At 42.9% G+C, this 12501-nt stretch carries 15 protein-coding genes; 12 read left to right on the top strand and 3 right to left on the bottom strand.

What is annotated here, in order from left to right:
- The 3 genes from truB to QZV24_RS08780 all read left to right on the top strand — a co-directional run.
- Positions 1-889 (top strand): tRNA pseudouridine(55) synthase TruB (gene truB / locus QZV24_RS08790; RefSeq protein WP_294523005.1); only part of this gene is annotated, 889 nt, incomplete at its 5' end.
- A gap of 112 nt (positions 890-1001) precedes the next feature.
- Entirely contained in the window at positions 1002-1745 is a 744-nt protein-coding gene (locus QZV24_RS08785; RefSeq protein WP_294523003.1) for a hypothetical protein, read from the top strand.
- Between the two features lie 51 nt (positions 1746-1796).
- Positions 1797-2786, top strand: coding sequence for a chemotaxis protein CheB (locus QZV24_RS08780; protein ID WP_294523007.1), 990 nt, complete (start codon positions 1797-1799; stop codon positions 2784-2786).
- Positions 2787-2836: 50 nt separating this feature from the next.
- On the opposite strand, the gene QZV24_RS08775 is transcribed toward QZV24_RS08780, so the two are convergent.
- The gene (locus QZV24_RS08775; RefSeq protein WP_294523001.1) at positions 2837-3595 is read right to left on the bottom strand and encodes a sulfite exporter TauE/SafE family protein; all 759 of its coding nucleotides are present in this window, start codon (positions 3593-3595) and stop codon (positions 2837-2839) included.
- A 114-nt stretch (positions 3596-3709) separates the two neighbouring features.
- Positions 3710-4600 carry a LysR family transcriptional regulator gene (locus tag QZV24_RS08770; protein ID WP_294522998.1) on the bottom strand — a complete coding sequence of 297 codons (891 nt, stop codon included), beginning with the start codon at positions 4598-4600 and terminating at the stop codon, positions 3710-3712.
- A 167-nt stretch (positions 4601-4767) separates the two neighbouring features.
- On the opposite strand from QZV24_RS08770, the gene QZV24_RS08765 reads away from it, so the two are divergent.
- The 8 genes from QZV24_RS08765 (at position 4768) to QZV24_RS08730 (ending at position 10589) form a co-directional block, all read left to right on the top strand.
- A complete protein-coding gene (locus QZV24_RS08765) occupies positions 4768-5889 on the top strand; it encodes an alpha/beta hydrolase (protein ID WP_294522996.1) in 1122 nt (373 codons plus the stop codon).
- Between the two features lie 127 nt (positions 5890-6016).
- Positions 6017-6280 carry a hypothetical protein gene (locus tag QZV24_RS08760; RefSeq protein WP_294522994.1) on the top strand — a complete coding sequence of 88 codons (264 nt, stop codon included), beginning with the start codon at positions 6017-6019 and terminating at the stop codon, positions 6278-6280.
- A 45-nt stretch (positions 6281-6325) separates the two neighbouring features.
- A complete protein-coding gene (locus QZV24_RS08755) occupies positions 6326-7000 on the top strand; it encodes a flavodoxin family protein (RefSeq protein WP_294522992.1) in 675 nt (224 codons plus the stop codon).
- 64 nt (positions 7001-7064) lie between these two features.
- The gene (locus QZV24_RS08750; RefSeq protein ID WP_294522990.1) at positions 7065-7706 is read left to right on the top strand and encodes a flavodoxin; all 642 of its coding nucleotides are present in this window, start codon (positions 7065-7067) and stop codon (positions 7704-7706) included.
- Between the two features lies 1 nt (position 7707).
- The gene (locus tag QZV24_RS08745) at positions 7708-8379 is read left to right on the top strand and encodes a hypothetical protein (protein ID WP_294522988.1); all 672 of its coding nucleotides are present in this window, start codon (positions 7708-7710) and stop codon (positions 8377-8379) included.
- A 289-nt stretch (positions 8380-8668) separates the two neighbouring features.
- Entirely contained in the window at positions 8669-9463 is a 795-nt protein-coding gene (locus QZV24_RS08740) for a carboxymuconolactone decarboxylase family protein (protein ID WP_294522986.1), read from the top strand.
- 50 nt (positions 9464-9513) lie between these two features.
- A complete protein-coding gene (locus QZV24_RS08735; RefSeq protein ID WP_294522983.1) occupies positions 9514-10053 on the top strand; it encodes a flavodoxin family protein in 540 nt (179 codons plus the stop codon).
- A gap of 35 nt (positions 10054-10088) precedes the next feature.
- Complete coding sequence (locus QZV24_RS08730) at positions 10089-10589, top strand: cyclophilin-like fold protein (RefSeq protein ID WP_294522980.1); 501 nt, start codon at positions 10089-10091, stop codon at positions 10587-10589.
- A 38-nt stretch (positions 10590-10627) separates the two neighbouring features.
- Here QZV24_RS08730 and QZV24_RS08725 read toward each other — a convergent pair whose 3' ends face one another.
- The gene (locus tag QZV24_RS08725) at positions 10628-11335 is read right to left on the bottom strand and encodes a hypothetical protein (RefSeq protein WP_294522977.1); all 708 of its coding nucleotides are present in this window, start codon (positions 11333-11335) and stop codon (positions 10628-10630) included.
- A gap of 528 nt (positions 11336-11863) precedes the next feature.
- Here QZV24_RS08725 and QZV24_RS08720 point away from each other — a divergent pair.
- Positions 11864-12376 carry a flavodoxin family protein gene (locus QZV24_RS08720; protein ID WP_294522973.1) on the top strand — a complete coding sequence of 171 codons (513 nt, stop codon included), beginning with the start codon at positions 11864-11866 and terminating at the stop codon, positions 12374-12376.
- The last annotated feature ends 125 nt before the right edge of the window (positions 12377-12501 follow it).

The following is a 12501-nucleotide window of genomic DNA, read 5'->3' as shown; positions in this document are numbered from 1 at the left end:
TTTTATCAATTTTCTCAAACCGCCGGGGATGACCTCCCACGATGCAGTGGGGTTGGTCCGCCGGGTGTTGCAGGAAAAACATGTGGGCCATGCCGGAACCCTCGATCCGGGAGCAGCCGGCGTATTGCCTATTGCCGTAGGGCGAGCAACTCGGCTTATTGAATATTTAGATAATGTAAATAAATCCTATAGGGCAGAAATGCTTTTGGGAATGGAAACAGACAGTGGGGACGACAGCGGTAAGGTGCTGGCGTCTTCCACTGATTTTTCTATGCCTGATAATAATCAGATAGAAGAAGTTTTTTCCTCCTTTACTGGAACTATTGTGCAGGTGCCGCCAGCCTATTCAGCCATTAAAATCAATGGCCGTCGGGCCTGCGATTTGGTACGGCAGGGGGTAGAGGTAGAGATTCCGTCCCGTCAGGTGGAGATTTATCATTTGGCGCTTATTGCTAAGGATAATGCAGCGAAAACCTTGCTTTTTGATGTGGATTGTTCCAAGGGTACATATATACGCTCTTTATGTCAGGATATGGGGCGTGCCATGAATATTCCGGCAACCATGTCCTTTTTAGTGCGTACCTCCGTGGGAAAATTTAGTTTAAATGATGCTCTTACGGTGGAAGAACTACAGGAAAAAAAGGAAACGGCTCTTTTAGCAGCTGATGCATGTATAAGTCATATACCTAAATATAATCTTAATCCAGATCGTCGTAAGGCATTTTGCAATGGTTTGTCGACTTCTGACAAAGGTTTTTCTGCAACTGTGTCCTTTAAGGATGAACTTTTATTAAGAGTTTATTCGGAGGGTGAGTTTTTGGGTATTGGACATTATGATTTAAAAAATAAGACAATAGTCCCAGACAAGGTTTTATCGGTAATTAGCTGAATTGGTGGACTATTTCAAATATTTTATAGCTTCCACGGATTTTTCTGTATTGTACTTCTAAGAATACTCTTGTATAATGAAGAGTAGTGCAGTACAAAGGGGAGTGTTTACCATGTATGAGGATAACCTTAAGCAGGATTTTCAGGTAATACCGGACAAGGCAAACACTGTTAAACTGCGTTCTGAGGTGGAGCTTAGTAATAAGATTATTGATGCTCTGTGTTACAGTTATCAAGGTGTCTATTATGTAAATCTGGATACTGGACAGGTTCGTGGTTATCGCATGGCTAGATTTATCAAGGATAAATTTGGTGATGAGTTTGGCCGTGGCAATTATGAAACACATATATATACCTTTGTACGTAATGTCGTGTATTATGAGGATCAGACGCTTTTTGAACCGATTCTTACAATTTCCAGTCTTCGGCAGATTTTTTCCCGCCAGATGTCCTATGGTTTTTCTTATCGGACCTTTATGAATGATGAGATACATTATGGTCAAGTAGAAGTCCTAAAGGTACTGGATTCCGCGAATGAGCTTGTTTTGGCCTTCAAAAGCATGGATAAACAGCAGCAATTAATGGAAAATGAGCGGGAGAAGGAGATTAATCGCGTTCAGGAAATGCTGTACCATTTGAAGTCCTTGGCAAGACCTATGCTATTGGATGTTATTTCTGGCGCGAAGGCTGCTAAGGATGAATTAGCAAAAGCCGAGGAGGCCGGAGCAACCCTGGATAAAATCCTCAGTGACGGTGAGAAATTGTTGGCTATTTTTGATGTTATTGTTTCCAAGGAAAATGATAATCGGGAAAAAATCGAAGAGGCCATAATGCGGTTGAAGCTGCCGGAAGAATAATTATCAAATATTAATTGATTATTTGACTAAGGGCGTGATTTTTTGTCTGGTATGAAAATTTTAATAGTGGACGAATCAATGCTTTTTAGAAGTATGTGTTCCCGCGAAATCAGAAATGAAGCTAATACGGATTGTGATATAGATAAAGTCGGTGATGCCCATGAAGCATTACGACGCATAGCCGACAATGAGCCTACTGGCATACTGGTCAACACACGATTGACAGGTATGTCCGGTTTTGATTTTATTCGCGAGGTTAAGCGAAAATATAGCTCAAAAATTATTGCCATCAGCACCATGGAAGAAGACCGTGGTATGGCCATGTCAGTAGGGGCCAATGAGTTTATCATTAAGCCTATTGGTGTAGCCGCCTCCAAAACAGAGTTTTTGCAGATGGTTGCCAAGCGCGTTGTCGAGCTTTCTAAAGGGGTGCAGGTTGTAGCCAAGGTTTCGCCAAGAGAGGGTGGATGGTGCAAGTTGGTGGCTATCGGATCCTCAACAGGTGGTACCGAGGCCTTGTCGGAGGTTTTGTCCCATTTGCAGGCCCCAATGCCACCGGTTTTAGTGGTCCAGCATATCAGCCCTACTTTTTCTAAGCTGTTTGCGGAACGTCTTAATAATGAGTGTCCGTTGCCAGTTAAAGAGGCTGAAAATGGAGAAGTGGCCAAAGAAAACACCATTTATATTGCACCAGGTGACAAGCATATGTCTGTTACCGGCTCAATTAATTCTATAACTATATCTTGTAAGGCCGGGGAAAGAATACATGGTGTTACTACATCAGCGGATGTATTGTTTGAGTCAGTGGCCAAGCTGATTGGCAATCGGGCTGTAGGAGTCATATTAACCGGTATGGGGGTAGATGGTGCAGCTAAGTTATTGGAGATGCGCAAGGCTGGAGCCCGAACTTTAGGACAGGATGAGGCATCTTGTGTAGTGTATGGTATGCCTAAGGCGGCTTTCAATATGGGAGCTGTGGAAAGACAGGTAAGTCTACAAAATATGGCCAGGGAAATTACCGCATTGGTTCATAATATATAAAAGCGACTGAAGGTAAAGGATTCAGTCGCTTTTTGTATGCCGTTTTTTAATTAATAAAATAATAGCATGGCTATTCCGCCAGAGGCAGACATGGCCACCATGAAGAATTTAAGTATAGGACGGGGGGCCAGGCGGGTAAGCTTGGCACCTAGATATGCACCTACTGATTGGCCGACGAGAGTTTGGATAAATATGAGAAAATCCAGCTGTCCGTTTAAAATATATCCCATGCCTCCTGCAATGGAAATGGGCAAAATTACCATCATGCAGGTACCGATGGCGTAAAGAACCGGTACGCCAAAGATTATCATAAGGGTAAGTTGAATAAAGGCCGCCGCTCCAATACCAAAGGTTCCGGATATAAGACCATTGAGACATCCGGCGATACTGCCGTAGATATAGAGCGTGTTTCCCTCCAATAAACCCGCCCGGGGAGGAAAATGCTTATTTAACCATTCCGGCTGATATACTTTGGTGTACAGCAGGATGGCCGACAGTACCATAATGGAACCGGACATTTTCCCTAAAATATCCGATGGTATGATATTGGAAATATTGGCCCCCATAAAGGCACCAATCATGCCACTAATACCTAGAACAGCGCCAGTTTTGGGGATAACATTTCCCTCTTTGAAATGGCTGTAGGCACCGGACATTGTGGTAAAGACCATAGCGGAAAGAGCCACCGCCAGGGCAGTATGAATTGGTACCCCAAAGCCAACCGTTAAAAGGGCAATGGTGATACCAGCTCCGCCAATACCAATAAAACCGATTATCATACCCATTATAAGCATGGAAATAAATAACATGATATTACCTTCTATTCTTCATATTCTTATTCACAATATATGAAAGTATAGCATAGGGGGGACTTTCTTGTCGAATACTACATAGAAGCATTGATAGGAGCCGTGCTGTCAGCATTAGGACGCACCAAAGTTTTCCTGTAGAGCCTGACAGAATTGTTGGGATGACTTGGAAAAAATCTGATTTTTTTTCCAGGCTATATATGGTTGATCGTATATGGTATGGTTTAGCGGACGGGTACAGATATTTGTTCCGGTGGTATTCACGATACCCTCAAAGGAAATGGCGTAGCCCAGGCCTGCATGTACCATCAGGGTGGCATTATACAGCAGGGTATATGAACCGACTATATTCAGCTCATCCAGAGGCTTGTTCAGCCATTTGAGCAGGTCTTCGGCATGGGTGCCGGAGGACAGGGTTTGACGGGAAAGCAGTAGCGGTTTATCCCAAAGATCACTGGGGGAAATCTGTTCTTTTTGCGCCAATTCATCATCCTTTTGCATAAAAACAACCCAGCGGTCCTGCGATGGAACAGGCAGAAGAATATATTTGTCCGGATCCAGTTTTCCGTAAATATAGGCAAAGTCGATAAGTCCCCGTTCCAAATGGTAGCGAATGGTTTCACCATCACCGCTTATGATGTGAAAATGTACATTAGGGTGCTTATTTTGTAATGCTTTGGCCACCTGGATAACCAGCCCAAAATTTACAGATTCACCGGCACCAATTCGAATATCTCCCTGAATTTCTTCCTGATGAAGAAGTTCCTGCTCGGTTTTTTCTACCAGCGAAAGGATTTCTTCGGCCCTACGCCGAAGTAAAAGACCATCGTCGGTCAGATTGATTTGGCGGGGTTCCCGTATGAGAAGCTGTTTGCCATATTCATTTTCCAAATCCATTATTTGCCGGGAAAGGGTAGGCTGGGTAAGGTGAAGCTTTTCTGCAGCGCGGGAAAAGCTCTTTTCTCTGGCCACGGTTAGAAAATAATTCAAAACCCGTAATTCCATGGTAAAACCTCCTAAGTATCAGCGTTCTTGGGTATATTATACGGGTAAATATCTATTACTGTAAAGCATAGAAGAGTATTTTCTATAGGTATTGGTATTAGAAAATGCTTTTTGCTATACTTTAACCATCAAGAAAAAGTACAGTGGCTGAGCAGGGAGGAAATACCATGAACAAGGCAATAAAACAAATTTTGGCAGGTATGTTGTGTGCAGGTGTGATGGCGATAGGTATAAGTGCAGAGGCAGCAACACAGGAGGGAATTGTTATGCGGAGTGCAGAGCAGCACAGTGATCGGGCCATTAAGGTTGAAAAATTAAATTTGACCAGTGAATGGGATAAGGTCTTTGCCAAAAGTGAGGCCGTAAACCATAAGAAGGTAACTTTCGTAAATCGGTATGGAATTACCTTAGCTGCCGATATGTATATTCCAAAGGGAGCGAAGGGGAAGCTGGCAGCTTTAGCGGTAAGCGGACCGTTTGGCGCAGTTAAGGAACAGTCCTCTGGGCTTTATGCGCAGGAAATGGCGAAAAGAGGGTATTTGACTATTGCCTTTGACCCATCCTTTACCGGGGAAAGTAGCGGTGCCCCAAGGTATGTGGCTTCCCCGGATATCAATACCGAGGACTTTTCTGCAGCGGTGGATTTTCTTTCCGTTCAGGAAAATGTTGATCCGGAGCGTATTGGTATAATCGGCATCTGTGGTTGGGGTGGTATGGCCATCAATGCTGCGTCCATGGATACCCGGATTAAGGCTACAGTGGCTTCTACTATGTACGATATGACCAGAGTCAGTGCCAATGGGTATTTTGATTATGAAAAGGATGCTGCGACGCTTGCCAAGGAGCGTTATGCCAATCGGCAGGCACTGAACAACCAGCGTACCGAGGATTACCGAAATGGCTTTTATAAAAATGCCGGGGGTGTACCGGATGTTTTACCGGAGGACGCACCTTGGTTTGTGAAAGATTATTTCACATATTATAAGACGAAGCGGGGCTACCATCCTCGATCCCTTAACTCCAATGGGGGCTGGAATGTGACTTCCGGTCTTTCACTGATGACTATGCCAATTTTGCAATATAGTGGTGAAATTCAAAGCGCTGTAATGGTTCTCCACGGTGAAAAGGCTCATTCCCGTTATTTCGGCGAGGATGCCTTTAAAAAGCTCAAGGGTGAAAATAAAGAGCTGGTAATAGTTCCGGGAGCATCTCATATCGATTTGTATGATAATATGGCAAAAATTCCTTTTGATAAAATTGAGAATTTCTTTAAGAAAAATTTGAAATAAAAAAGCACTAAGCCAGTACTGACAGTCAGTTCTGGCTTTTAATGCTAAATAATGTAAAAAGAGGGACCTGTGTATTATGAACAAATTATTTAAAATAGCCGTATTTCTTTGTTTAGGAGGGATTGTTATGGCCAGTTCAATGGCAGGAGCTCAGTCAATTCGTACACCGGAGGGAAATATGCCAATGGTGCATTGGGCTGTGCTGGAATCTACCCCAGGGGATATGATGGCCATGGCTCAAATCGGTGGAAAGACTGTAGCACCACAGACCGCCAAGGCATTTTTCCAAAAGACAGAATCAATGTTTACTTCCAGCCATATTGTTGAGAATTTGGAAACTAAAATTCCATTAAGTACAAAAGGATTTCACTCTAATGTCGTAACTAAATAACATACAAGGATAGCTTTTCAGACGCGTACTGGTAGGTGAAATAGGGTGAACAGACGAGAATTTTTGAAAGTAAGCAGTATGGGGGCAATTACGCTGTTTTTATCCGGGTGCGGTTTATCTGCCTTGTCGGACAGCAAAGGTAATAAAGTGCCGGAAAAGGGCAGTGTGTCAGGAGGTAAGAATATGAAAATAGTTGTTATCACATCCAGTCCACATCCCAAAAACGAATCAACCTCCATATATTTGGCGGATAGGTTTACGGAAGGGGCTAAAAGCGCCGGTCATGAGGTATTTACCTTTGATGCAGCCAATACAGATACCCACCCGTGTCGGGGGTGTGACAAATGCGCCATGGATGGTCCGTGTGTATTTAAGGATGATATAGAAAATACATTGATGCCAAAGATGCTGGAAGCAGATTTGATTGTTTTGACTACGCCACTGTATTATTTCGGTATGTCGGCCCAATTGAAGATCATTGTGGACAGATTTTATTCCCGTACCAGCAAGCTTCATGGGAAGAAATCAATTATGATGGCAACGGCTTATAATAGTGCCGATTGGACGATGGAGGCTTTGTCCAATCACTATGACACGCTGGTTAGATATATGGAATGGACCGATGTGGGACAGGTGTGGGCTACCGGTTGTGGCGCCCGTTCACTGGTGGAAAAATCTGAATTTGCCAATATGGCCTATAAAATTGGGGCTAATTTGTAAGAGGCTTAGCACAGGATAAAAGATATAGGGTATATCCATTTGTACTATAGAAAGGATGAAGAAAATGAAAAAAATATTGTTGTTGTGCGTTAGTTTGTTGGTTGTACTGGGGATTATGGGCTGTGGCTCAGATAAGGGGAAGGCTGAGGAAAAACCTGCTTCTGCAGCTCAGGCAACCACCGGTGCATCGTTACCGGTCGCCAATAGCAAGATTTTGGTCGCTTACTTTTCTGTTACAGGCAATAGCAAGCAGCTGGCTGAAAATACAGCCAAGGCTTTGGGGGCAGATATTTACGAAATTCGTCCAGCGAAACCATATACTAAGGATGATTTAAATTACAAAGATGAGACTACCAGAGCTACTGTGGAGCAAAAGGATGATAATTCCCGTCCTGAACTGGCTGATACTAATGCTCCAATCGCCAATCATGATACAATCATTTTAGTCCATCCAATTTGGTGGGGACAGGCACCTAGGATTATGAATACCTTTGTGGAATGCTATGATTTTTCAAATAAAAATATTACAAGTATTTGTACTTCTGGTGGCAGTGACATCGGTACAAGTGGTGAATATTTGAAAAAGCTTACATTTGCCAAGTTTAAGGCTAATCATGCCCGGGCAACCTGGAAGCAGGGTAAGGTATTTTCTCCTCATGCCTCTGCTGAGGAAATCAAAAGTTGGTTTAACGGTTTAGGATTTTAATATGAAGTGGCCTGATATATCAAAAAAGATGCTGGTGACAGCGCTGTTACCCATACTGCTGGTATTGGTGATGTGCTTTCACCATATCCCCAAATTGTTCCACGAGATAATTGGTATAGTATGGTTTTTGCTGATTATTGTGCATATTTATCAGCACCGTCAATGGTTTGGTGGGCTGCGGCAAGGGGCTTGGCACGCTGAACGGTTGTTAAATACTGCAACAAACATACTGCTTTTTGTTCTGGTAATAGTGGTAATCGGTGCAGGAGCAGGCATTTCCAATTATCTTTTCCGGGAAATTATGCCTTTGGATATACAGCGCAGTATAACCATTCACCAGTTTCATGTATCACTGGCTTACGGCATAATGCTTTTGTGCGGGATTCATTGGGGGCTGCATTGGAAAGGCTGGCTAGGACAGTGGAAACAGGTATTTAACATTGATAATGCAGCAGGGACTCATCCTTGGGTTAAATATTGCCTGATGGTCATATTGATTCTTGGTGGAATTTATAGTTCCATCATAAATCAGGTGGGAGACCGCCTGCTGATGAAGCATATTTTTGCTACGGCGGCTACTGCCTTGCCGGGAGCGGCTTATACCATATTGATAGCCTGTCTGTTGGGCTTGTATGTTTTGGTTGGTATGGCTATTGGCAGAATAATCAGGTAAAGAACTCTTCAAAGATAAGTTTTTGATAGGGGAAGTGTTTATGCATATTAAGCAAAAAATAGCAGTAGGACTGGCAGCTGTAATGTTTATGTCAGCAAATATAACGAGGTGAAGATGTCCCCCTACTCTTTAGGTGGGGGTGAAAACAAACTTCAACAGGTGGTGAGCATATATCCCACCTCGTTGCGACGCGAAGCTAGTCCTTTAGGGAAACGCTAATTGGAAGATTTTTCTTCTAAAGAAGAAAAATTTGAACAATGGCGTTATAACGAGTACGGAGGTAGCAGAAATGGCAAATAATAATCGTAAAGCAGTAAAGGTGGTTCAGACCGCCGGCCGGCAGCAGTTAGGGGAATTTGCCCCGGATTTTGCCCGTTACAACGATGATATTCTTTTTGGGGAAGTGTGGTCAAAAAATGATGTATTATCTTTGCATGACCGCAGTATTGTGACGGTTTCAGCCTTGGTGGCCAGTGGCATTACTGACAGCTCTTTGAAATATCATTTGCAGTCAGCTAAAAATAATGGTGTAACTAAGGAAGAAATGGCTGAGATTATTACTCAGCTGGGCTTTTATGGCGGTTGGCCAAAGGCTTGGGCTGCATTTAATCTGGCCAAAGAGGTATATAAAGATACCGCAGCAGCTGCTAATACCTCAGGTAATGAAACCTTGGAAAATATTATGGCTACCAGTTTGTTCCCCGTTGGTGGTGTAAATGATAATTATGCCCAGTATTTTGATGGTACCAGCTACTTAAATATGCTGTCCCTGAATCAGGTTGTCATTGGCAATGTTACCTTTGAGCCAGGCTGTCGCAATCATTGGCATATTCATCATGCTGATAAGGGGGGCGGGCAAATGCTGTTAGTCACCGCCGGCCGTGGCTATTATCAGGAGTGGGGCAAACCAGCCCAGGAGCTTAAGCCGGGGGATGTGGTACATATTCCAGCTAATGTAAAGCACTGGCATGGTGCGGCGCCAAACTCGGCCTTCCAGCATTTGGCCATTGAGGTGCCGGGGGAAAATACTTCCAGTGAATGGTGCGAGGCTGTAGATCTGATGGAATACAATAAATTAAAGTAAAACGATGTATTTAAACTAATTTGTTGTGTACTTTTTGTTAAGGAGAGAAAATGAGTAAACGAGTTGTAATTATTTCCTCCAGCTTGAGGAAAAACAGTAATTCAGAGTCCTTGGCCACCGCTTTTGCTCAAGGGGCAAAGGCTGCTGGTCATGCTGTGGAACAGATTACCTTACGTGATAAAGTTTTAGGCTTTTGTGAGGGCTGCTTTGTCTGTCAAAAAACTTTAAAATGCATAATTGATGATGATGCCAATGATATAGTGGAAAAAATGAAACAGGCCGATGTTTTGGTTTTCGCTACACCAGTGTATTATTATGGTATGTGTGGGCAGCTTAAGACCCTGTTGGATAGAGCCAATCCCCTTTTTCCTTCAGATTATCGTTTCCGTGATGTTTACCTGCTGGCCACAGCCGCCGAGGATGAAGAAACAACGGTAGCTGGGACACGTACTGGCGTACAGGGCTGGATAGAATGCTTTGAGAAGGCTCAGCTGAAGGATACAATTTTTTGTGGTGGCGTAACTGAAGTGGGAGAAATTGCAGGAAATCCTGTTTTAGAAACCGCATTGGTGGCCGGGAAAAATATTTAAAATGGTGCAATATCATTGTTTAGGGAGAATCTCTGATGATTAAATGTAAAATACTGGGTGTGGCAGGCCTAACGATGCTGCTGTTGCTTTCAGGCTGTTTGGCTAATCAGACTACTGACACGACTTCTGTGGTTGAAAGCCATGAAAAGGCAGTAGAGAATAATATGTCGGTTAAATTAGAGCAGAATAAGGAAATGACCATGAAATTGATGATTGATAATGCCGTAGTTCCTGTTAGCTGGGAGCAGAACCCTTCCACTGAGGAATTGAAGAAGATGCTTCCTTTGACCATCAATATGTCAATGTACGGAGGGTTTGAACAGGTTGGCTCTATAGGTCATAGCTTGACCAGAAATGATAAACAGACAACTACTCAATACGGGGATATTGTTCTGTACGCAGGTGATAAGATAGTCATTTTTTATGGTTCCAATTCCTGGTCGTATACCCGTTTAGGGCATATAGATTTGTCTCAGTCGGAAATGACGGATTTGTTATCACATGGCAATGTGACCATTAGAATTACAGAAAAGTGAATTTGTGAATAAAAGGAAAAGCTGTATGAGCTTAATGCTCATACAGCTTTTTGATAATTTCCTACATGTTCTATCCCACGGGGAATAGGCAGATTATCATATGTACTTTTGATAGCGGAATAAAGCTCAGCCTTTCGATCGAGACTTGTCTCGGGCTTTCGCCATTCCTCATAGAGCTTGTGGGTCATACGACCTGCTGCCAGAGTTTCCTCTGAATGTATTTGTATTTCAAATATCTGGCCGGATGGACTGATGGCATTTAGGTGAACAGCCTTGTACCGTCCTTTTTGGTTCAGGTATTTATTGTCGATTTCATACACATCATACCCCTTATCCTCAAGGAGCAGCATGGTCTCGCGAACCTTGTCAGCCATCTTATTGTGGTCAACTAACTCTGTATATCGGATCAGGTCACCGATTTCCCTTAAATATTCAAAGTCATTTTTTGGTTTTTCGCCAGCTTCTAAGGCTTTATTGGCCATACGCACCAGCTTTTTTTTCACACTGGAGGCTGTTTTTACGGAGTACTCCAATCCAACTAAGACTGTGCCCAGCTTTTTGGCTATACACAACATATCATGGGTAATTTGTGGTTCTATGGCAATTGCCATATTATATATCATTTGGGCCTGTGAATGGCAACCTGTCAAAATATTATCATTGGCCGCTGCAGTGGCAGATATGGCTATTTCATCACCAAAATTACAATATGATAGTGATGAATTGGGTGTGTTTGAGTTTAACAAGGCCTTCAATTCTCCTGTTCTATCCTATGGTGTAAAAATTTTAACTTTTCAATATATATATACGGATAAGAAAAGGAAGTATTACAAAAAATTGTAAAGAAGGAAATGAGTTAATTCATCACGAATTCTTACACACCGTTAGGTTATGAAAATCTGGATAATAAAAAAATTGTTGACCTGACTAATATGCCTGCGTCTATCCCACCAGAAATGAACTACGGGGAGCAGAAGGCTACTGAGTTTGGCTTAAAGCCTGGTATAAATGCTCATCTGTTGGCAAGCCGGAGCAGCATAAGGGGTGTTTGTGCAACAGAGCGGCTGACAATAAGGAGACAGTAGCTATTACCTATTAAGGGGCCTTTGTTAAGGCTTATGGCTATTGGATTCCCATTGAGGAACGGCCGGAGTGGATTATTCACTTTGGTGTAGGCTCGACATTTCCCTATGAGGAAAGTGGCATAAAGCGGTAAAAGCTTAGAAAAAGTGTTGTGTGTTAGTGGTGTGTATTATGTTGAGGAGGTATTTTTAATGAAAATTGCAGTGTTTAATGGTAGTCCAAGAAAAATGAATACGTCAGCTATGGTCCAGGCCTTTATTGAAGGGGCTGAGGCAGCTGGCCATGAGGTGGAGGAATATCAGGTTGGCAAGATGAAAATCGGTGGCTGTCTGGGCTGTGAGTATTGCCATACCAAGGGAAATGGCAATTGCGTTCAGAAGGATGATTTTGAAAAGCTGTTGCCAGCCTACAAAGAGGCGGATATGATTGTTTTCGCTTCACCGGTATACTATTTCACCATGACGGCTCAGATGCAGGCCGCTATTCAGCGGGTTTATTGCATTGGCAAGCCACAAAAGGCCAAGAAATGCGTTCTGATGCTTTCTTCTGGTTCTCCAGGTACTCACGATGGCTCCATTGCCCAGTTCAAGGATTATATGGCCTATGCCAAGATTGAGGTGGCCGGTATTCTTACCGCTGCAGGTGAGGAAAACAAATCCGAAGCAAAATTGAATGAAATCAGAGATTTTGCCAAGGGCTTGTAAAATAAGAATAAATCCCATTGATTGGTCTGTAGAGACCCCCATAAGTTAGACTAAGTAATCTAACTTATGGGGGTCTTTTTATGGCAAAATACAGTGTTGAATTCAAATTGAAGATAGTTCAGGAA

This window comes from uncultured Anaerovibrio sp. (genome assembly GCA_902786545.1).
Taxonomy (GTDB): Bacteria; Bacillota; Negativicutes; order Selenomonadales; family Selenomonadaceae; genus Anaerovibrio.
The sequence above is the reverse complement of the archived record's forward strand: the minus strand, read 5'-3'. Positions and strand labels throughout refer to the sequence as shown.